Raw genomic sequence first — 21715 nt, 5'->3', positions numbered from 1 at the left:
TTGTCATGGCCACTGCCGAGACTAACCAAACATCCGAAAACACCCCGGACACGAGCAATCCGCGCAAGCGCAAAATCATGCTGCTGATCCTGGCGCTGATTGTGATCCTCGGCGGCATCGGCGTTTTCGCCTGGCACGAGCTGTACGGGCGCTGGAATGAAAGCACCGACGACGCCTACGTCAACGGCAACGTGGTGGAAATCACGCCGCTGGTGACCGGCACCGTGGTCAGCATCGGTGCCGACGATGGCGACCTGGTGCATGAAGGCCAGGTGCTGATCAACTTCGACCCCAACGATGCCCAGGTCGGGCTGCAAAGCGCCCAGGCCAACCTGGCTCGCACTGTGCGTCAGGTGCGTGGTTTGTACAGCAATGTCGACGGCATGAAAGCCCAGGTGGCGGCGCAGAAAGCCGAGGTGCAAAAAGCCCAGGACAACTTCAATCGCCGGAAAAACCTGGCCGCCAGCGGGGCGATTTCCCAGGAAGAGCTGTCCCACGCCCGGGATGACCTGACCTCGGCGCAAAACGCCCTGGCCAACGCCCAGCAACAACTCAACACCACCAATGCCCTGGTGGACGACACCGTGGTTTCGTCGCACCCGGACGTGCAGTCCGCCGCCGCCCAGTTGCGCCAGGCCTACCTGACCAACGCCCGCAGCACGCTGATTGCACCGGTCACCGGTTATGTGGCCAAGCGCACTGTGCAACTGGGGCAGCGGGTCCAGCCCGGCACCGCGTTGATGGCGGTCATCCCGCTGAATCAGCTGTGGATCGACGCCAACTTCAAGGAAACCCAGCTGCGTGACATGCGCATCGGCCAGCCGGTGGATATCGAAGCCGACCTCTACGGCAGCGACGTCAAATACAGCGGCACCATCGACAGCCTGGGGGCCGGCACCGGCAGTGCCTTTGCCTTGCTCCCGGCGCAGAACGCCACCGGTAACTGGATCAAGATCGTGCAGCGAGTGCCTGTGCGCATCCACATCAATGCCGAAGAGCTGGCGCAGCACCCACTGCGGGTCGGCCTGTCGACCCTGGTCAACGTCAATCTGCATGACCAGAGCGGCCCGGTACTGGCCCAGCAACCCCCGCAAAAAGCCTCGTTCAGCACCAACGTCTACGACCGCCAGTTGGGCGAAGCCGACGCCATGATCGCGCGCCTGATCCACGACAACAGCGCTGCCATCGGCAAGACCGCGCAGCGCTGATCCGCCAATCCGCCAGTCGCGGCCCTTGAGGGTCGCGGCGCCAGCCTCGTTCCAAAGGATTCGCGATGAGCAATAACGCGTCTTTCACGCCGCCCAGCCTGCTGCTCAGCACCATCGGCCTGTCCCTGGCGACTTTCATGCAGGTGCTCGACACCACCATCGCCAACGTGGCCTTGCCGACCATTTCCGGCAACCTGGGGGTGAGTTCCGAGCAGGGCACCTGGGTCATCACCTCGTTTGCCGTGAGCAACGCCATTGCCTTGCCGCTGACCGGCTGGTTGAGCCGGCGTTTCGGCGAGGTGAAGCTGTTTATCTGGGCCACCATTCTGTTTGTGCTGGCCTCGTTTCTGTGCGGTATTTCCACCTCGATGCCCGAGCTGGTGGGCTTTCGCGTGTTGCAGGGGGTGGTGGCGGGGCCGTTGTACCCGATGACCCAGACCCTGTTGATCGCGGTCTATCCGCCGGCCAAAAGGGGGATGGCCCTGGCACTGTTGGCGATGGTCACGGTGGTCGCGCCGATTGCCGGGCCGATCCTCGGCGGCTGGATCACCGACAGTTACAGTTGGCCGTGGATCTTCTTTATCAACGTGCCGATCGGCCTGTTTGCCGCCTGGGTGGTCAAGCAGCAACTGAAGGCGCGACCGGTGGTTACCAGTCGCCAGCCGATGGACTACATCGGCCTGCTGAGCCTGATCGTCGGCGTCGGCGCGCTGCAGGTGGTGCTGGACAAGGGCAACGACCTGGATTGGTTCGAGTCCAACTTCATCATCATCGGCACGCTGATTTCGGTGATTGCCCTGGCGGTGTTCGTGATCTGGGAAATGACCGACCGCCACCCGGTGGTCAACCTGCGGCTGTTCGCCTATCGCAACTTTCGCATCGGCACCATTGTGCTGGTGGGCGGTTATGCCGGGTTCTTCGGCATCAACCTGATCCTGCCGCAGTGGTTGCAGACCCAGATGGGCTACACCGCCACCTGGGCCGGGCTGGCGGTGGCGCCGATCGGTATCCTGCCGGTGCTGATGTCGCCTTTTGTCGGCAAGTACGCCCACAAGTTCGACCTGCGGTTGCTGGCCGGGCTGGCGTTCCTGGCGATTGGCCTGAGCTGCTTCATGCGCGCCGGGTTCACCAGTGAAGTGGACTTCCAGCACATCGCCCTGGTGCAGCTGTTTATGGGGATCGGGGTGGCGCTGTTCTTCATGCCGACCCTGAGCATCCTGATGTCGGACCTGCCACCGCACCAGATTGCCGACGGCGCGGGGTTGGCGACCTTCCTGCGGACCCTGGGCGGCAGCTTCGCGGCGTCGCTCACTACCTGGATCTGGATCCGCCGGGCCGACCAGCACCACGCCTATATGAGCGAGAGCATCAGCACCTTCGACCCTGCAACCCGCGAGGCCCTGAACAACCTCGGCGGGGCCGGCACCAAGGCCTATGCGCAATTGGACCAGGTGCTGACCAGCCAGGCCTACATGCTGTCGACCGTCGACTATTTCACCCTGTTGGGCTGGGTGTTCATGGGGTTGATTCTGCTGGTCTGGCTGGCCAAACCGCCGTTTGCGGCCAAGGCCGGTCCGGCTTCAGGCGGCCACTGAGGCGCAACCTGTGGTGATGGAGCACGCTCTTTCACCACAGGGGGCTTACTGGCTGGGAAGGGCCAGCTGAGTCGGTACGAAATCGAACGCGGCCAGTTGGAAACCCTGCTCGTCGACCTGCAAGGCCCACCCCTGACGATCCCAATCCCCCAGCACGATGCGCTTGGCCGCCTGCTCGCCCAGTTGCAGCTTGTGGATGGCAGGGCGGTGGGTATGGCCGTGGACCAGGGTGTGGACGCCAAACGCCTGCATCACCCGCGGTACTTCTTCGGGTGTCACATCGACGATGTCGTTGGCTTTCATCCGGGTTTGCGCGCGGCTTTCGTTGCGCAGCTTGCGCGCCAGCGTGTGCCGGGTGCGCAACGGCAAGTGCCGCAGAATCCACAGGGTGAGCGGGTTGCGCAGGTAGCGGCGCATGCGCATGTAGGCTTCGTCGCGGGTGCAGAGGCTGTCACCGTGCATCAACAGCACCGGCTCACCGTAGAAGTCGACCACGCTCGGGTCCTTGAGCAGGGTGGCGCCGGCCGCCTTGCAGAAGGCCTTGCCGAGCATGAAGTCGCGATTGCCATGCATCAGGAAAATCTGCGTACCGCTGTCGCTCAATTCCCGCAGCGCCTGGCAAATGGAAAGCTGGTAGGGGCTCATGGCGTCGTCGCCGACCCACACCTCGAAGAAGTCACCGAGGATGTACAGCGCCTGTGCCTCGCGGGCACGTCCGCCGAGTAAATCCAGAAACGCCCGGGTGATGTCCGGGCGCTCCTGTTCCAGATGCAAATCTGAAATCAGCAATATCACTCAATGATCTCGGCTTTCTCGATGATCACGTCGTCTGCTGGTACGTCCTGGTGGCCGCCTTTCATGGTGGTGGAGACGCCCTTGATCTTGTCGACCACGTCGCTGCCTTCAACCACTTTGCCGAAGACTGCGTAGCCCCAGCCCTGGGTGGTCTTGCCGCTGTGGTTGAGGAAGCTGTTGTCGGCGACGTTGATGAAGAACTGTGCGGAGGCCGAATGCGGCTCCATGGTGCGAGCCATGGCCACGGTGTACTTGTCGTTGGAAAGGCCGTTGTCGGCTTCGTTCTGGATGCTGGCGCGCTTGTCTTTCTTTTCTTTCATGCCTGGCTCGAAACCGCCGCCCTGGATCATGAAGTTGCCGATGACACGGTGGAACACGGTGTTTTCGTAGTGGCCGGCCTTAACGTATTCGATGAAGTTGGCCACGGTGACCGGGGCTTTCTCGGCGTTCAGTTCCAGCACGATGTCGCCGTGGTTGGTGGTCAGTTTGACTTGGGTCATGATCGGTACTCTTTCAAGTAGTGCGTGGTTCAAGGAATTCGTGGGTTTCGGGGCGCTGATAGGGCCTGCGGGCCCCGAACCGTACGGGCTGATATCAGCCACGGTGCGCAGTTTAGCGTGAGGCGCACGAAATTCGAGGCTGTTTTTTCATTTGAGTTGCATTAATAGCCGCAGTTTTCCAAGCGGCGCTGTCAGGCGCTTGGCCGCATCGGCTATAGTGTCCGTTTTTGATTGATCAGGCCGCACCCGGCCGCGCACTTGTACGTTCAAGGATCCTATGAGCAAGCCCACTGTCGACCCTACCTCGAATTCCAAGACTGGACCGGCCGTACCGGTCAACTTCCTGCGCCCGATCATCCAGGCGGACCTGGACTCGGGTAAGCACACGCAGATCGTGACCCGCTTCCCGCCTGAGCCCAACGGTTACCTGCACATCGGCCACGCCAAGTCGATCTGTGTGAACTTCGGCCTGGCCCAGGAATTCGGCGGCGTGACTCACCTGCGCTTCGACGACACCAACCCGGCCAAGGAAGACCAGGAATACATCGACGCCATTGAAAGCGACATCAAGTGGCTAGGTTTCCAATGGTCCGGTGAAGTGCGCTATGCCTCGAAGTACTTCGACCAGTTGTTCGACTGGGCGGTGGAGCTGATCAAGGCCGGCAAGGCCTATGTCGACGACCTGAGCCCGGATCAAGCCAAGGAATACCGTGGCAGCCTGACCGAGCCGGGCAAGAACAGCCCGTTCCGCGAGCGCAGCGTCGAAGAAAACCTCGACTGGTTCAACCGCATGCGCGCCGGCGAGTTCCCGGACGGTGCACGGGTGCTGCGGGCCAAGATCGACATGGCCTCGCCGAACATGAACCTGCGCGACCCGATCATGTATCGCATCCGCCACGCCCATCACCACCAGACCGGTGACAAGTGGTGCATCTACCCCAACTACGACTTCACCCACGGTCAGTCGGACGCCATCGAAGGCATCACCCACTCGATCTGCACCCTGGAGTTCGAAAGCCATCGTCCGCTGTACGAGTGGTTCCTGGAGAACCTGCCGGTGCCGGCCAACCCGCGCCAGTACGAGTTCAGCCGCCTGAACCTGAACTACACCATCACCAGCAAGCGCAAGCTCAAGCAACTGGTGGACGAGAAGCACGTCCATGGTTGGGACGACCCGCGCATGTCGACCCTGTCGGGCTTCCGTCGCCGCGGCTATACCCCGGCGTCGATTCGCAATTTCTGCGAGATGGTCGGCACCAACCGCTCGGACGGTGTGGTCGATTACGGCATGCTCGAGTTCAGCATCCGTCAGGACCTCGACGCCAACGCCCCGCGCGCCATGTGCGTGCTGCGTCCGTTGAAAGTCGTGATCACCAACTACCCGGAAGGCCAGGTCGAAGACCTCGAACTGCCGCGTCACCCACAGAAAGAAGAGCTGGGCGTGCGCAAGCTACCGTTCGCGCGTGAGATCTACATCGACCGTGACGACTTCATGGAAGAGCCGCCAAAAGGCTACAAGCGCCTGGAGCCCAACGGCGAAGTGCGCCTGCGCGGCAGCTACGTGATCCGTGCCGATGAAGCGATCAAGGACGCCGAGGGCAACATCGTCGAACTGCGCTGCTCCTACGATCCTGAAACCCTGGGCAAGAACCCTGAAGGCCGCAAGGTCAAGGGCGTGGTGCACTGGGTGCCGGCTGCCGCCAGCGTCGAGTGCGAAGTGCGCCTGTACGATCGCCTGTTCCGTTCTCCGAACCCGGAGAAGGCCGAGGACAGCGCCAGTTTCCTGGACAACATCAACCCTGACTCCCTGCAAGTGCTCACTGGTTGTCGTGCCGAACCCTCGCTGGGCAACGCACAGCCGGAAGACCGTTTCCAGTTCGAGCGCGAAGGTTACTTCTGCGCGGATATCAAGGACTCGAAACCTGGTCAGCCGGTATTCAACCGTACCGTGACCCTGCGCGACTCCTGGGGCCAGTGATTCAGTCAAGGAATTAAAGTGCTAACGATCTACAACACGCTCACCAAGAGCAAAGAAGTCTTCAAGCCGCTGGATGGCAACAAAGTGCGCATGTACGTGTGCGGCATGACCGTGTACGACTACTGCCACATCGGCCACGGCCGCAGCATGGTTGCCTTTGACCTGGTGACCCGCTGGTTGCGTTTCAGCGGTTATGACCTGACCTATGTGCGCAACATCACCGACATCGAAGACAAGATCATCAATCGCGCGCGGGAGAACGGCGAACCGTTCGACGCGCTGACCGAGCGCATGATCACCGCGATGCACGAGGACGAGGCGCGCCTCAATATCCTCAAGCCGGACCTGGAGCCCCGTGCCACGGATCACATTCCGGGCATGCTGAGCATGATCCAGACCTTGATCGACAAGGGCTACGCCTACGCCCCGGGCAATGGCGACGTGTACTACCGCGTCGCCAAGTTCATGGGCTACGGCAAGCTGTCGCGCAAGAAGATCGAAGACCTGCGCATCGGCGCGCGGATCGAAGTCGAGGAGTCGAAACAGGACCCGCTGGACTTCGTGCTGTGGAAAGGCACCAAGCCGGGCGAGCCAAGCTGGCCTTCGCCGTGGGGTGACGGCCGTCCGGGCTGGCACATCGAATGCTCGGTGATGTCGACCTGCTGCCTGGGCGAGACTTTCGACATTCATGGCGGCGGCAGCGATCTTGAGTTCCCGCACCATGAAAACGAAATCGCCCAGAGCGAAGCGGCCACCGGCAAGACCTACGCCAACGCGTGGATGCATTGCGGGATGATTCGCATCAATGGCGAGAAGATGTCCAAGTCCTTGAACAACTTCTTCACCATTCGCGACGTGCTGGCCAAGTACCACCCGGAAGTCGTGCGTTACCTGCTGGTGTCGAGCCATTACCGCAGCGCGATCAACTACTCGGAAGACAACCTCAAGGACGCCAAAGGTGCCCTGGAGCGTTTCTACCACGCGCTCAAAGGCCTGCCGAAAGTGGCCCCGGCCGGTGGCGAAGCCTTTGTCGAACGCTTCACCCAGGTGATGAACGACGACTTCGGTACCCCCGAAGCCTGCGCTGTGCTGTTCGAGATGGTGCGCGAAATCAACCGTCTGCGTGAGAGCGATCTCAATGCCGCGGCGGGTCTGGCGGCGCGTTTGCAAGAGCTGGCCAGTGTGCTCGGCGTGCTGCAACTGGAAGCCGATGACTTCCTGCAGGCCGGCGCCGAAGGTCGGGTCGATGCGGCTGAGGTCGAAGCGCTGATCCAGGCTCGCCTGCAGGCCCGTGCCGACAAGAACTGGGCGGAATCCGACCGTATCCGCGACCAGATCACCGCCATGGGCGTGGTGCTGGAAGACGGCAAGGGCGGGACCACCTGGCGTCTGGCTGACTGATTGCAGTAACGGCTACAAACAGAACCCGCCTGGTGCGGGTTTTTGTTTGCCTGCGGCCTTGTCATCGCCGCGCTCAGCCCTGTAGCTGGCGCAATCGCTTGTAGAGGGTGTTGCGGCTTACACCCAGGCGCCGGGCCAGGTGGGAGATGTTACCGCCCGCGGCCTGGAGCATCTGGTTCAAGTCCTCGGCGTCATGCCCATCCATCGTCGGCGTCTCGACCGCTTCCATCTCCAGGTCGACAAAGAAGTCATCCGGCAAATGCTCCGGCCGTACCGGTTGTTCCTCGGCCATGGCCAGGGCCACCTGCATCACGCTGCTGACCTGGCGCAAGTTGCCGGGCCAGGGGTGGCGTTCGAACAGGGCTTGTACCTCGCGGCTGAGCCCGGCCCATTGGCTGGGTTCACGCTGCTGTTCCCAGATTTTCTGGAACAGCGCCGCTTTGTCGCTGCGTTCGCGCAGGGGCGGCAGTTCCAGGGTCAGGCCGCCGATGCGGTAATACAGGTCTTCCCTGAAGCGGCCGAGCTGTACCTGCTCGCGCAGGGAGCGGTTGGTGGCAGAGATGATCCGGATATCCACCGCGAACAGCTCGCTGCTGCCCACCGGCTGCACGCAGCGCTCCTGTAGCACCCGCAGCAGGCGCGCCTGGGTTGGCAGCGGCATATCACCGATCTCATCGAGAAACAGCGTGCCTTTGTCGGCCTTGCGAATCAGCCCGATGCTGCCTTTGAGGCTGGCCCCGGTGAACGCACCTTTTTCATAGCCGAACAGCTCGGACTCCACCAGTTCGGCGGGGATCGCCGCGCAGTTCACCGCAATCAATGCCTGTTTGCTGCGTGAGCTGGCCTGGTGCAGGGCTTTGACGAACACTTCCTTGCCGACCCCGGTTTCACCGTGGATCAGCAGCGGGATGTCTTTTTCCAGCAGGCGCTCAGCCTGGCGCACGGCTTTTTCAACCCGGCTGTCGCCGAAGTGCAGGGAGTTGAGGTTGAGGGCCGACGTCGGGGCAGGGGTGGGGGCGGCGCTGGGTTGGGCAAATACCCGGGCCTGGACCGGCCTGTGCTGGGGCCGTTTGAGCAGGCAATGGAAGCGATTGCGCCCGGCGGCTTGCAGGGCGAAGGGCTGGCCTTCGGGCTGGTTGAGCAGTTCCAGCAACGACACCTGGAACAGGCTGTCGATGGCCACACGCGACAGGCTGATCCCCAGCAGGTTGTCGGCGCGCCGGTTGGCTGAGAGCACCTGGCCGCTGTCGTCGAAGATCAGCAGCCCGGCCCATTGGCTGTCGAGGTTGTTCAGCCCGGTGTTGAAGGTCAGCTGGAAGTGCCGGCCGTGGAACAGATTGAGGATCAGCCGGTTCTCCACCGTCTGGCTCATCATCTTGACCATGCCCAGGGTGTGGGAGGGCGGCAGGTAGCTGTCACTGGACACGTCCAGCACCGCGATCACCCGGCGCTCGGTGTCGAAGATCGGTGCGGCGGAGCCGGTCATGAAGCGGTTGGCCTTGAGGAAATGCTCGTCGTGCTCAATGTGCACCGCCTGCTCGCAGGCCAGGGCAGTGCCAATGGCGTTGGTGCCGGTGCGGTCTTCCCGCCAACTGACGCCGGTATTGAAGCCGTGGGCCAGGCGCGGCTCGATAAAGCGCTGGGTGCCCCATGAGGTGAGGACCTGGCCCTGGTTGTCGGCGAGCATGATCAGGCAATTGGAGTTGCTGAGGATGTTCTCGTAATAGGGCAGCACTTCCTGGTGCGTGGTCTGCACCAGGGAATGCTGGCTTTCGAGCAGTTGCGCGATGCGCTCGGCGGGCAGTTGATCGAATACTGGGGGGCTTTGGTGATCGAGGCCGAACGCGCGGCAGCGCCGCCAGGAGTCCTTGATGATGGTGTCATGGGGCAACAGCGGGGCAGGAGCGCTCATGGCCGTGGGTCTCTTATTATTTTTCTTATTGAAGACAGCGTGTCGGGCTTGCTGGCGCCGCAGCACAAGCCTTGGGTTGCAGAAAGCGTCTATCCAGTGTTGTTCACAATTGTTCATTGTCAACCGCGCAGCTGTTCAAGTGTTCAGCCAGAGCTGTTCATTTCTGTTCAGCAGTGAAAACGCGGCGGGCCCCTATTTGCGCAAAGCCGAGCCTTATCAATGGCTTGCTGCAACCCCCAGGTGATTGGCACGAAACTCGCTCTGCTGTCCCGGTCGCTTGACTCCAATAATAAAAAGGCCGAGCCATGTCACTCACACTGGAGCACGTCAGCCGTGTCGTCGAAGGCCAGATCTGGATCGATGACGCCAGCCTCAGCTTTCAACCCGGATCCTTCAATGTCCTGCTCGGCCGCACACTGTCCGGCAAGACCAGCCTGATGCGGCTGATGGCCGGCCTGGACAAGCCTGACAGTGGCCGCATCCTGATGAACGGGGTCGACGTGACCCAGCGCCCGGTGCGCCTGCGCAATGTGTCGATGGTCTATCAGCAGTTCATCAACTACCCGACCATGACCGTGTTCGAGAACATCGCCTCGCCGCTGCGCCAGGCTGGGGTCTCGGCCGAACAGATTCGCAGCAAGGTGTTGGAGACCGCGCAGATGCTGCGCATCGAGAAGTTCCTGCAGCGCTACCCTCTGGAGTTGTCGGGCGGCCAGCAGCAGCGCACGGCCATGGCCAGGGCGCTGGTCAAGGATGCCGACCTGATCCTGTTCGACGAACCCCTGGTCAACCTCGACTACAAGCTGCGCGAAGAATTGCGCCAGGAAATGCGCGAGTTGTTCAAGGCGCGCCATACCATTGCCATCTACGCCACCACCGAGCCCAACGAAGCCCTGGCCCTGGGCGGCACCACCACCATCCTCCACGAGGGCCGAGTGGTGCAGAGCGGCCAGACCGCCGAGGTTTACCATCAGCCGCAGACGGTGCTGGCCGCCGAGCTGTTCTCCGAGCCGCCGATCAACCTGATGCCTGGGCGCATCACCGGCAATGAAGTGAGTTTCGCCAACTTCGTGCACTTCCCGCTGAACGTCGATTTGCGCCCGGTGGGCGAGGGCGAGTTCCGTTTCGGCGTGCGCCCCAGCCATATTTCCCTGGTGCCGAGCAATGACGATGACCTGGAGTTGGCGGTGACCGTCGAGGTGGCGGAAATCAGCGGCTCCGAGACCTTCCTCCATGTGCGCAACGAGCACTTCCTGCTGGTGCTGCATTTGCCCGGGGTGCACGAGTACGACGTCGATGCGCCGATCCGCATTTATATCCCGACCCACAAGCTGTTTGTATTCGATGCCCAGGGCCGTCTGGTCCAGGCTCCCAGTCGTCGTGTCGCGAGGGTTGCCTGATGGCCGAGATCCGCTTGCACAACCTCGCCCACAGCTACAGCCGGACCCCGGCCGGGCCTGAAGACTACGCGATCCGCGAGATGAACCATGTCTGGGAGCAGGGCGGGGCCTATGCCTTGCTGGGGCCGTCCGGCTGCGGCAAGTCGACCTTGCTCAATATCATTTCCGGGTTGCTCAGCCCGTCCGAGGGCCAGGTGCTGTTCGATGCCAAGGTGGTCAATCAGTTGACCCCGGAAAAACGCAACATCGCCCAGGTTTTCCAGTTTCCGGTGGTCTACGACACCATGACGGTGTTCGACAACCTGGCCTTCCCCCTGCGTAACCAGGGTATGGCCGAGGCCAGGATCCACAGCAAGGTCCAGGAGATCGCCGAAGTCCTGGATCTGCAGGCCCTGCTGGATAAAAAGGCGCGCAACCTCACTGCCGACGAGAAGCAGAAGGTCTCCATGGGCCGTGGCCTGGTGCGCGATGACGTATCGGCGATCCTGTTCGATGAGCCGCTGACGGTGATCGACCCGCACTTGAAGTGGAAACTGCGGCGCAAGCTCAAGCAGATCCACGAGCAATTCAACATCACCATGGTCTACGTGACCCATGACCAACTTGAAGCCTCGACCTTCGCCGACAAGATCGCCGTGATGTACGGCGGGCAGATCGTGCAATTCGGCACGCCCCGGGAGTTGTTCGAGCGACCCAGCCATACGTTTGTCGGTTACTTCATTGGCAGCCCCGGGATGAACCTGATCCAGGTCCAGCCGCAACCTGGGGGCGTCGGTTTCGCCAGCACTCACCTGGCGCTGTCCGAGGCCCAGCAGCAACGCATCGCCGAGTCGCAATGGACCACCCTCAAGATCGGCATCCGCCCGGAATTCGTCCATGTGTGGGATGAGCCGTTTGATGACGCGTTGCAGGCCGCTGTCTTACATGTCGAAGACCTCGGCACCTACAAGATCATGACCCTCAAGCTCGATGGCCAGCCGCTCAAGGTGCGCCTGGCCGAAGACAAGCCCGTGCCTCAGGGCACTGCGTACATCAGTTTTCCGGCGCAGTGGCTGATGGTCTATGCCGACGATTACCTGTTGGAGATGCTGCCATGAACAAGGTGCAGAACAACAAGGCCTGGTGGCTGGTGCTGCCGGTGTTCCTGCTGGTGGCCTTCAGTGCAGTGATCCCGATGATGACCGTGGTCAACTATTCGGTGCAGGACATCTTCGATCAGTCGAGCCGTTATTTTGTCGGTGCCGATTGGTACCGCCAGGTGCTGCTCGACCCGCGGCTGCATGACTCGCTGCTGCGCCAGTTCATCTATTCGGCGTGTGTGCTGCTGATCGAAATCCCCCTCGGTATCGGCATCGCCCTGACCATGCCGACCAAGGGCCGCTGGTCGTCGCTGGTGCTGATTATCCTGGCGATCCCGCTGCTGATCCCGTGGAACGTGGTGGGCACCATCTGGCAGATCTTCGGCCGCGCCGATATCGGCCTGCTGGGTTCGAGCCTCAATGCCATGGGCATCAGCTACAACTACGCGGCCAACACCATGGACGCCTGGGTCACGGTGCTGGTGATGGATGTCTGGCACTGGACCTCCCTGGTGGCGCTGCTGTGTTATTCGGGACTACGGGCGATCCCGGATGTGTACTACCAGGCGGCACGGATCGATCGGGCCTCGAGCTGGGCGGTATTCCGGCATATCCAGCTGCCCAAGCTCAAGAGTGTGCTGTTGATCGCGGTGATGCTGCGCTTTATGGACAGCTTCATGATCTACACCGAGCCGTTCGTGCTCACCGGCGGCGGTCCGGGGAATGCCACCACCTTCCTCAGTCAGACCCTGACCCAAATGGCCGTCGGCCAATTCGACCTTGGCCCGGCGGCGGCGTTCTCGCTGGTGTACTTCCTCATCATCCTGTTGGTGTCCTGGCTGTTCTACACCGCCATGACCCACTCCGACGCCAACCGTTGAGGCCTGGTACTCCCATGAAGAAGGTCATTCCTCTGCTGGTCTACATCCTGTTCCTGCTGGTGCCGATCTACTGGCTGCTGAACATGTCCTTCAAGAGCAACAGCGAAATCCTCGGCGGCCTGACGCTGTTTCCCCAGGATTTCACCCTGGCCAACTACAAGGTGATCTTTACCGATCCCAGCTGGTACAGCGGTTACCTCAATTCGCTGTACTACGTGAGCCTGAATACGGTGATCTCCCTCAGCGTGGCGCTGCCGGCGGCGTATGCGTTTTCCCGCTATCGGTTCCTTGGCGACAAGCATCTGTTCTTCTGGCTGCTGACCAACCGCATGGCGCCGCCGGCGGTGTTCCTGCTGCCGTTTTTCCAGCTCTATTCCTCCATCGGCTTGTTCGACACCCATATTGCGGTGGCGCTGGCCCACTGCCTGTTCAACGTGCCGTTGGCGGTGTGGATCCTCGAGGGATTCATGTCAGGGGTGCCCAAGGAAATCGACGAAACCGCCTACATCGATGGCTACGGTTTTCCCAAGTTCTTCATCAAGATCTTCATCCCGCTGATTGGCTCGGGGATCGGCGTCACGGCGTTTTTCTGCTTTATGTTTTCCTGGGTCGAGCTGTTGCTGGCGCGCACCCTGACTTCGGTGAATGCCAAGCCGATCGCTGCGGTCATGACCCGCACGGTGTCGGCTTCAGGCATCGACTGGGGGGTACTGGCGGCGGCCGGGGTACTGACCATCCTGCCGGGCATGCTGGTGATCTGGTTTGTTCGCAACCACGTGGCCAAGGGCTTTGCCCTGGGCCGGGTCTGAGGAACTGATGATGGAATGGATGGCCTGGACCACGCCCACGGCGGCGTTCTTTGTCGCGATCGCCTTGATCCTGACCGGCATGACCACCTGGGAGTTGCGCTCGCCCAGCATCCCGCGACGGGGCTTGTTACCGATTGCCACCACCCGTGGCGATCGGCTGTTTATCGGTCTTCTCGGCAGTGCCTACCTGCACCTGATGGTGATTGGCCTGACCGACTGGAGCATTTGGGTGGCGTCCGCGCTGTCCCTGGTGTGGCTGTTGGCTGTGATGCGTTGGGGTTAGCTGTGTGGTGTTCGGCGACCCCGCTCCGAAATTTAACCAGGAGGTCTCTATGTTCGACAAAAACAATAAGCTGCGACATAGCGTTTCATTGGCAGCCATGCTGGCTCTCAGCGGGTTGAGCGCTACGGCCTGGGCCGACGCCTATGAAGACGCGGCGAAGAAATGGATAGGCAGCGAATTCAAGCCATCCACCTTGAGCGAAGCCCAGCAGTTGGAAGAGCTGAAGTGGTTCATCAAGGCCGCCGAGCCGTTTCGTGGCATGAAAATCAACGTGGTCTCGGAAACCCTGACCACCCACGAGTACGAGTCCAAGGTGCTGGCCAAGGCCTTCAGCGAAATCACCGGGATCAAGTTGACCCACGATTTGCTGCAAGAAGGCGATGTGGTGGAAAAACTCCAGACCCAGATGCAGTCCGACAAAAATATCTACGATGGCTGGGTTAACGATTCGGACCTGATCGGCACGCACTTTCGCTATGGCAAGACCGAATCCATCACCGACCTGATGGCCAATGAAGGCAAGAACTTCACCTCGCCGACCCTGGATATCAAGGACTTTATCGGCATCTCCTTTACCACCGCGCCAGACGGCAAAATCTACCAACTGCCGGACCAGCAGTTCGCCAACCTCTACTGGTTCCGCGCCGACTGGTTCGAGCGCGCCGACCTGAAAGCCAAGTTCAAGGAGAAATACGGCTACGAGCTGGGGGTGCCGGTCAACTGGTCGGCTTATGAAGACATCGCCAAGTTCTTCACCGAGGACGTCAAGGAGATCGACGGCAAGCGGGTTTACGGCCACATGGACTACGGCAAGAAGGACCCGTCCCTGGGCTGGCGCTTCACCGATGCCTGGTTCTCCATGGCCGGTGGCGGCGACAAGGGCCTGCCCAACGGCTTGCCGGTGGACGAGTGGGGGATTCGCGTCGAGGACTGCCACCCGGTGGGTTCCAGCGTGACCCGTGGCGGCGACACCAACGGCCCGGCGGCGGTGTTTGCCACGCAGAAGTACGTCGACTGGCTCAAGGCCTATGCACCACCGGAAGCGGCCGGCATGACGTTCTCCGAATCCGGGCCGGTGCCGTCCCAGGGCAATATCGCCCAGCAGATCTTCTGGTACACCGCCTTCACCGCCGACATGACCAAGCCGGGTCTGGCGGTGATGAACGCCGACGGCACGCCGAAATGGCGCATGGCACCTTCACCGCGCGGGCCCTACTGGGAGGAGGGCATGAAGCTGGGTTATCAGGACGTGGGCTCCTGGACCTTCATGAAGTCCACGCCGGAGAAACAGAAACTCGCGGCCTGGCTCTATGCACAATTCGTGACCTCGAAAACCGTGTCGCTGAAGAAAACCATCGTCGGCCTGACGCCGATCCGCGAATCGGACATCAACTCGCAAGCCATGACCGACCTGGCGCCGAAGCTCGGTGGCCTGGTGGAGTTCTATCGCAGCCCGGCCCGGGTGCAATGGACCCCGACCGGGACCAACGTGCCGGACTACCCTCGCCTGGCGCAGTTGTGGTGGAGCCATATTTCGGAAGCCGCCAGCGGCGAGAAAACCCCGCAACAAGCCCTCGATGGCCTGGCCAAGGACCAGGACGCGATCATGACCCGGCTTGAACGCTCGAAAGTCCAGCCGGTGTGCGGGCCGAAAATGAACCCTGAGCGCGACGCGCAATACTGGTTCGATCAACCTGGCGCGCCGAAACCGAAACTGGCCAACGAAAAGCCCAAGGGCGAGACCGTGAGCTACAACGAGCTGATCAAGTCGTGGGAGGCGGCGCGCAAGTAACAGCTGCCGATTGCGACAGGGGCGGCACCTTCGGGTGCCGTTTTTCTGTGTGGCGTTTGCCTGTCGTGCCCCATGGCTTGGCACTGCTGGGCAGGCCTTTGCCGCCTTGATGTTCATCAGCCGGGGCGTCGAGGCCTTCCAGCCGTTCGGAGAATCTTTGCCGTTTCATCAACCACCCCCACTCGGTTTATTAGCCTGTGGCTCAACCTTACTGCCTGGGCCTGATATGGGCTGTCAGGCAGGTTGGCAAAGGTTGAAGGGCTTTTCTGTAAATGCCGGGTAAGAAGGGCAGGGCCTGAATGCAGAACGGCGCCCGAAGGCGCCGTTCTGTTGTACTGCAGTTCGCCCTTGAGCGATCAGCCCGCGAGGCCTGCCTGCTGGACCAGGGTCAGCAGCGGTTGCGGGTAGACGCCGAGGAAGAACGCCAGGAGGGCGATGGCCAGCAGCATCACGCCGCCTGCCTTTTGCTCCCAGTGCAATTGCGCATCGTGGCGACGCAGGTTCGGCTCGATCAGGTACAGGGTGACCATCACGCGCAGGTAGTAGAAGACGCCGATGGCGCTGCCCAGTACCAGGGAACCCACCAGCCACCACTGGTGCGACTCGACACCGGTGGCAATGATGTAGAACTTGCCGATAAAGCCTGCGGTGAGCGGGATACCGGCCAGGGACAGCATCATCACAGTCAGTACGGCGGTCAGGTACGGACGGCGCCAGAACAGGCCGCGGTATTCGTACAGGGCGTCTGCGTCGCGACCCTTGTAAGGCGAGGACATCAGGGTGATCACGCCGAATGCACCGAGGCTGGTGATGACGTAGGTGACCAGGTACACGCCGATGGCTTCCAGGGCCAGGCCCTTGCTCGCCACCAGGGCGATCAGCAGGTAACCGAAGTGGGCGATGGACGAGTAACCCAGCAGACGCTTGAGGTTGCTCTGGGTCAGTGCCAGCAGGTTACCGAACAGGATCGACGCCACGGCGATCACGCTGAGCACGGTGCTCAGCACGCCGCTGCTGGCCGCTGGCGAGATCTGGAACAGACGCACCATCACTGCGAACACCGCCACCTTGGAAGCGGTGGCCAGGAACGCCGCCACCGGTGCCGGAGCACCTTCGTAGACGTCCGGGGTCCAGAGGTGGAACGGCACCAGCGATAGTTTGAACGCCAGGCCGATCAGCATCATGCCCAGGCCCAACTGAGCCAGGGAACTTGGCAGGCCGGTGGCCGCGATGGCCTGGCCGATCCCGACGAAGCTCAGGCTGCCGGCATCGGCGTAGAGCATGGCCATGCCGAACAGCAGGAACGCGGAACCGGCGGCCGACAGCACCATGTACTTGATGCCGGCTTCCAGGGAACGCTTGTTGAAGAAGGCATAGGCCACCAGGCCGTAGACCGGTACCGACAGCAGTTCCAGGCCAATGAACAAGCCAGCCAGGTGCTGCGCGCTGACCAGGACCAGGCCACCGGCGGCGGCCATCAGGATCAGCAGGTACAGCTCTTCACGGTTGCCCGGGTAACCGGTACCGCCATCGCCGAGGTAGGCGTGAGCGAGGGTGACACAGGCCAGGGTGGCGACCAGGATCAACGCCATGTACAGGCAGGCGAACGAGTCGATCTGCAGCAGTGGGGTCACGGCCAGTGGCGCGACTTTCAAGGCTGGGAGGATCGACAGCAAGGCCAGGTTCAGACCGGCCACGGAAATCAGGAAGGTCTGTGAGTGGTTGCGGCGCCATGCGATCGCCAGCATCACCACGATGATCGTGGCGCTGGTGATCAACAACGGCGCTAGCGCGATAAAGTGTTGAATCGTGAATTCCATAGCGCTCTTACCGTGCCGAAGCGAGTTGAGTGAAGGCGGTACCGAGCCATTGCTGCACGCCATGCATCGTGGCGGCAGAGGTATCGAGGAACGGTTGCGGGTAGACGCCGATATAGATCAGCAACACCGCAAGGCCGAGCACCATGATCAGTTCGCGAGCATCCATGCCATGCAGGACCGCGTCCGACTTGGACGGGCCGAAGTAGGCGCGGTGGATCATGATCAGCGAGTAGACCGAACCGAACACCAGGCCCGAGGTGGCAATCGCCGTGATCCATGGCGCGGCGACAAAGGTGCCGATCAGGATCAGGAACTCGCCGACGAAGTTGCCAGTGCCCGGCAAGCCCAGGGAAGCGGCGGCAAAGAACAGGCTGATGGCCGGCAGGTAGGCGATCTTCGACCACAGGCCACCCATTTCACGCATGTCGCGGGTGTGAGTGCGCTCGTACAACTGTCCGCTGAGGATAAACAGCGCGGCTGCCGAAACACCGTGGGCCAGCATCTGGATCACTGCGCCTTGCAGGGCGAGCTGGCTGCCGGAGTAGATCCCGATCAGCACGAAGCCCATGTGCGAAACGCTGGAGAAGGCGATCAAACGCTTGATGTCGGTCTGGGCGAAGGCCAGGAACGCACCGTAGAAAATCCCGATCAGACCCAGGGTCATGGCGATGGGAGCGAACTCGGCCGAGGCGTTCGGGAACAGCGGCAGGGCAAAACGCAGCAGACCATAGGCCGCGGTCTTCAGCAAGATGCCCGCCAAGTCCACGGAACCGGCGGTTGGCGCCTGGGCGTGAGCATCAGGCAGCCAGGAGTGGAACGGCACCACTGGCAGCTTCACCGCGAAAGCGATGAAGAAGCCGAGCATCAGGATGTACTCGGTGGTCAACGACATCTTGGTTTTCAACAGGTCGGCGTAGTTGAAGGTAATCACGCCGGTGTTGTTGAAGTTGACCAGGACCAGACCGAGGATCGCCACCAACATGATCAGGCCGGAAGCCTGGGTGAAGATGAAGAACTTGGTCGCCGCATAAATACGGGTCTTTTTGCCGTCCGAAGAACTGTGACCCCAGAGCGCGATGAGGAAGTACATCGGCACCAGCATCATTTCCCAGAAGAAGAAGAACATGAACAGGTCGAGGGCGAGGAACACGCCGACCACGCCGCCCAGGATCCACATCAGGTTCAGGTGGAAGAAACCCACGTGACGCTGAATCTCTTTCCAGGAGCAGAGTACCGAGAGGATACCCAGCAGGCCGGTCAGCAGGATCATCAGCAGCGACAGGCCGTCCAGCGCCAGGTGCACGCTGATGCCGAAGCGCTGGATCCAGATGTGCTTGAACTCAAGCGCCCAGGTCGGATCGGCGCCCGGCGCCGGTGCAAATGAATAGTCACCATGGGCCCACAGCCAGAGGCCGAGAGCGAGTTCCAGGGTCATGGTCAACAGCGCAATCCAGCGGGGGAGGGTGGCGCCGAAGCGCTCACCCATCCAGCACAGCAGGCCGCCGATGAAGGGGATCAGGATTAGCCAAGGCAGAATCATGACGGGCTCAATTCCTTTCGCAAGTTCGCAAGGTTCATGTCAGACCGCTACCAGCACGATGGCGCCGATAACCAGCACGGCACCAGCAGCCATCGAGGCGGCATACCAACGCAGTTGACCGGTTTCGGTACGGCTCAGGGCGTTGTGTCCGCCTTTGGCCATACGCGGGATCAAACCGATGGTCTGGTCGAGCGGGTCTTTGCGCAGTACGTGGCTGATGGCCAGATACGGCTTGACGAACAGTTTGTCGTAGATCCAGTCGAAGCCCCAGGCGGCGAACCACCAGGCCGAGAGCAGACGCCCGATGCCGCTGTTGGCGATGGCGGTCACAAAGCGACGCTTGCCAAGGAACAACAGGGCTGCCAGCAGGATACCGGCCAGGGCGATGGCGCCCGAAGCGATTTCCAGGCTGTGCTTGGCTTCGCCGCCGGCATGGCCAACGCTCTGTGGCAGCACGCCGTGCAGCGGCGGAACGATCATCGCGCCAATGGCGGTGGACAATACGATCAGCACCGACAGTGGCAGCCAGTGAGCGATGCCGTGACCGGCGTGGGCTTCGGTCTTCGCTTCACCGTGGAACGCGATGAAGATCAGGCGGAAGGTATACAGCGAAGTCATGAACGCACCGACCAGACCGGCGTACAGCAGGCCATGGTTGCCGCTGGCGAAGGCTTCCCAGAGGATCTCGTCCTTGGAGTAGAAGCCCGCGGTCACCAGAGGCAGGGCTGCCAGGGCCGCGCCGCCGACGATGAAGCTGGCGTAGGCCAACGGCAGTTTCTTCCACAGGCCGCCCATCTTGAAGATGTTCTGCTCGTGGTGGCAGGCAACGATCACCGCACCGGAAGCAAGGAACAGCAGGGCCTTGAAGAAGGCGTGGGTCATCAGGTGGAAGATCGCGCCGTCCCAGGCGCCGACGCCCAGAGCCAGGAACATGTAGCCGATCTGGCTCATGGTCGAGTAGGCGAGGATCCGCTTGATGTCCGTCTGTACCAGCGCGGCAAAGCCGGCCAGGACCAGGGTCACGCCGCCGACCAGGCCCACCAGGTGCAGGATTTCCGGCGCCAGGGTGAACAGGCCGTGGGTACGGGCGATCAGGTAGACACCTGCGGTGACCATGGTCGCGGCGTGGATCAGTGCCGATACCGGAGTCGGGCCGGCCATCGCGTCCGCCAGCCAGGTCTGCAATGGCAGCTGCGCGGATTTACCGACAGCGCCGCCCAGCAGCATCAGAGTCGCCAGGGTGATCCAGAAGTCGCCGGCCTGGAATTTCTGCGGTGCCAGCACCAGCAGTTCCTGGATGTTCAGCGTGCCCACCTGTTGGAACAGGATGAACAGGCCGATGGCCATGAACACGTCGCCGATACGGGTGACGATAAAGGCCTTGAGTGCCGCGTTACCGTTGTTGCGGTTGCTGTAGTAGAAACCGATCAACAGGTAGGAGCACAGGCCCACGCCTTCCCAGCCGAAGTACAGGAACAACAGGTTATCGCCCAGGACCAGGAACAGCATGCTGGCGATAAACAGGTTGGTGTAGGCGAAGAAGCGCGAGTAACCGGCTTCGCCGCGCATGTACCAGGACGCGAACAGGTGGATCAGAAAGCCGACACCGACCACGACGCCCAGCATGGTGATCGACAGGCCGTCGATGTACAGGGCGAAGTTAGGGGTGAAGTTTTCCACCGCCATCCACTGCCACAGCACCAGGGTGTAGTGGCCAGCCTCGGGCGGAGCGACGTTGAATTGCCAGATCACATAGGCCGCCACGATGGCCGAGAGGCCAATGGAGCCGACGCCGATCAGGGCGGCGAGGTTTTCCGAGAAGCGTCCACGGGAGAACGACAGCAGCAGGAAACCGATCAGGGGGAATACGAAAGTCAGAAAGATAAGGTTCATCCGCGCATCTCACTGGCAGCGTCGATATCGAGCGTATGGAAGCGGCGGTACAGCTGCAGCAGGATTGCCAAGCCAATACTGGCCTCGGCGGCTGCAAGGCTGATCACCAGGATGAACATGATCTGTCCATCCGGCTGCGCCCAACGGGCACCGGCCACGATGAACGCCAGGGCAGCGGCGTTCATCATGATTTCCAGGCTCATCAACACGAAGAGAATGTTACGGCGCACCATCAGGCCGACCAGGCCCAGGCAAAACAGGATCCCGGCGACTGCCAGGCCATGTTCCAGCGGGATAGAACCCATAGAGATAGTAGGCATGAGTTACTCCTTCGCCTCGTTGCGGCCCAGGTGGAATGCCGTGACCGCTGCAGCAAGCAGCAGCATCGAGGCGAGTTCGACCACCAGCAGGTAAGGACCGAACAGGCTGATGCCTACGGCCTTGGCGTCCACGGCGGTGTGACCGATGCTGGCGCCGCTCTGATGGCTGAACAGCACATACAGCAGTTCAGCCAGCAGCAGGGCGCTGAGAATCACCGGTCCGATCCAGATGCCGGGCTTGAGCCAGATGCGCTCTTGCTGAACCGAGGCCGGGCCCAGGTTCAACATCATCACCACGAACACGAACAGCACCATGATGGCGCCGGCATAGGCGATCACTTCCAGTACGCCGGCAAACGGCGCACCGAGACTGAAGAACGTCATGGCCACGGCGATCAGCGAAATGATCAGGTAGAGCAGGGCGTGCACAGGGTTAGTGTTGGTGATCACACGCAATGTGGACACAACGGCAACACCTGACGCGAAATAGAAAGCGAATTCCATCTTTC

Annotated in this window: 18 protein-coding genes; 10 read left to right on the top strand and 8 right to left on the bottom strand. The window is 61.5% G+C overall.

What is annotated here, in order from left to right; translation table 11 throughout:
- Positions 1-5 precede the first annotated feature (5 nt).
- Together JFU57_RS29005 and JFU57_RS29000 are read left to right on the top strand one after the other, a co-directional pair.
- Positions 6-1208: an HlyD family efflux transporter periplasmic adaptor subunit gene (locus tag JFU57_RS29005; RefSeq protein ID WP_078473603.1), complete on the top strand. Its 1203-nt coding sequence runs from the start codon at positions 6-8 to the stop codon at positions 1206-1208.
- Positions 1209-1273: 65 nt separating this feature from the next.
- Positions 1274-2803, top strand: a complete 1530-nt coding sequence (locus tag JFU57_RS29000; RefSeq protein ID WP_078473602.1) for a DHA2 family efflux MFS transporter permease subunit — start codon at positions 1274-1276, stop codon at positions 2801-2803.
- Positions 2804-2848: 45 nt separating this feature from the next.
- On the opposite strand, the gene lpxH is transcribed toward JFU57_RS29000, so the two are convergent.
- The gene (lpxH, locus tag JFU57_RS28995) at positions 2849-3598 is read right to left on the bottom strand and encodes a UDP-2,3-diacylglucosamine diphosphatase (RefSeq protein WP_201131651.1); all 750 of its coding nucleotides are present in this window, start codon (positions 3596-3598) and stop codon (positions 2849-2851) included.
- Positions 3595-4098, bottom strand: coding sequence for a peptidylprolyl isomerase (locus tag JFU57_RS28990; protein ID WP_020296764.1), 504 nt, complete (start codon positions 4096-4098; stop codon positions 3595-3597). The genes lpxH and JFU57_RS28990 overlap by 4 nt, the downstream gene beginning before the upstream one ends.
- Before the next feature lie 277 nt (positions 4099-4375).
- Between JFU57_RS28990 and JFU57_RS28985 the strand changes: the two genes are divergently transcribed.
- Together JFU57_RS28985 and cysS are read left to right on the top strand one after the other, a co-directional pair.
- Complete coding sequence (locus JFU57_RS28985) at positions 4376-6076, top strand: glutamine--tRNA ligase/YqeY domain fusion protein (protein WP_078473600.1); 1701 nt, start codon at positions 4376-4378, stop codon at positions 6074-6076.
- 18 nt (positions 6077-6094) lie between these two features.
- On the top strand, positions 6095-7477 hold the full coding sequence (gene cysS, locus JFU57_RS28980; protein WP_201131650.1) for a cysteine--tRNA ligase: 1383 nt from the start codon (positions 6095-6097) through the stop codon (positions 7475-7477).
- A 73-nt stretch (positions 7478-7550) separates the two neighbouring features.
- Here cysS and JFU57_RS28975 read toward each other — a convergent pair whose 3' ends face one another.
- The gene (locus JFU57_RS28975; protein ID WP_201131649.1) at positions 7551-9389 is read right to left on the bottom strand and encodes a sigma-54-dependent Fis family transcriptional regulator; all 1839 of its coding nucleotides are present in this window, start codon (positions 9387-9389) and stop codon (positions 7551-7553) included.
- 305 nt (positions 9390-9694) lie between these two features.
- Between JFU57_RS28975 and JFU57_RS28970 the strand changes: the two genes are divergently transcribed.
- Genes JFU57_RS28970 through JFU57_RS28945 form a run of 6 tightly spaced genes read left to right on the top strand, consistent with a single transcriptional unit; the run spans position 9695 to position 15633 of the window.
- Complete coding sequence (locus JFU57_RS28970) at positions 9695-10789, top strand: ABC transporter ATP-binding protein (RefSeq protein WP_201131648.1); 1095 nt, start codon at positions 9695-9697, stop codon at positions 10787-10789.
- Entirely contained in the window at positions 10789-11886 is a 1098-nt protein-coding gene (locus JFU57_RS28965; protein ID WP_201131647.1) for an ABC transporter ATP-binding protein, read from the top strand. The genes JFU57_RS28970 and JFU57_RS28965 overlap by 1 nt, the downstream gene beginning before the upstream one ends.
- The gene (locus tag JFU57_RS28960; protein WP_020296758.1) at positions 11883-12749 is read left to right on the top strand and encodes a carbohydrate ABC transporter permease; all 867 of its coding nucleotides are present in this window, start codon (positions 11883-11885) and stop codon (positions 12747-12749) included. The genes JFU57_RS28965 and JFU57_RS28960 overlap by 4 nt, the downstream gene beginning before the upstream one ends.
- Positions 12750-12763: 14 nt before the next feature.
- Positions 12764-13558, top strand: coding sequence for a carbohydrate ABC transporter permease (locus JFU57_RS28955; protein ID WP_020296757.1), 795 nt, complete (start codon positions 12764-12766; stop codon positions 13556-13558).
- Between the two features lie 10 nt (positions 13559-13568).
- On the top strand, positions 13569-13841 hold the full coding sequence (locus JFU57_RS28950) for a DUF2160 domain-containing protein (RefSeq protein WP_020296756.1): 273 nt from the start codon (positions 13569-13571) through the stop codon (positions 13839-13841).
- A 49-nt stretch (positions 13842-13890) separates the two neighbouring features.
- Entirely contained in the window at positions 13891-15633 is a 1743-nt protein-coding gene (locus JFU57_RS28945; protein ID WP_020296755.1) for an ABC transporter substrate-binding protein, read from the top strand.
- A 356-nt stretch (positions 15634-15989) separates the two neighbouring features.
- Here JFU57_RS28945 and nuoN read toward each other — a convergent pair whose 3' ends face one another.
- From nuoN to nuoJ, 5 genes are read right to left on the bottom strand one after another with little or no spacing between them, the layout of a single operon-like run.
- Complete coding sequence (gene nuoN, locus JFU57_RS28940) at positions 15990-17453, bottom strand: NADH-quinone oxidoreductase subunit NuoN (RefSeq protein WP_201131646.1); 1464 nt, start codon at positions 17451-17453, stop codon at positions 15990-15992.
- A 7-nt stretch (positions 17454-17460) separates the two neighbouring features.
- A complete protein-coding gene (gene nuoM, locus JFU57_RS28935) occupies positions 17461-18993 on the bottom strand; it encodes an NADH-quinone oxidoreductase subunit M (RefSeq protein ID WP_201131645.1) in 1533 nt (510 codons plus the stop codon).
- A gap of 39 nt (positions 18994-19032) precedes the next feature.
- On the bottom strand, positions 19033-20886 hold the full coding sequence (gene nuoL, locus JFU57_RS28930) for an NADH-quinone oxidoreductase subunit L (protein ID WP_078473592.1): 1854 nt from the start codon (positions 20884-20886) through the stop codon (positions 19033-19035).
- A complete protein-coding gene (nuoK, locus tag JFU57_RS28925) occupies positions 20883-21191 on the bottom strand; it encodes an NADH-quinone oxidoreductase subunit NuoK (protein ID WP_020296751.1) in 309 nt (102 codons plus the stop codon). Before nuoK ends, nuoL begins: the two co-directional genes overlap by 4 nt.
- Positions 21192-21209: 18 nt before the next feature.
- A complete protein-coding gene (gene nuoJ / locus JFU57_RS28920) occupies positions 21210-21710 on the bottom strand; it encodes an NADH-quinone oxidoreductase subunit J (RefSeq protein WP_020296750.1) in 501 nt (166 codons plus the stop codon).
- Positions 21711-21715: the final 5 nt, after the last annotated feature.

The organism is Pseudomonas sp. TH07 (genome assembly GCF_016651285.1).
Taxonomy (GTDB): domain Bacteria; phylum Pseudomonadota; class Gammaproteobacteria; order Pseudomonadales; family Pseudomonadaceae; genus Aquipseudomonas.
This window is presented reverse-complemented; position numbering and strand designations above follow the sequence as displayed.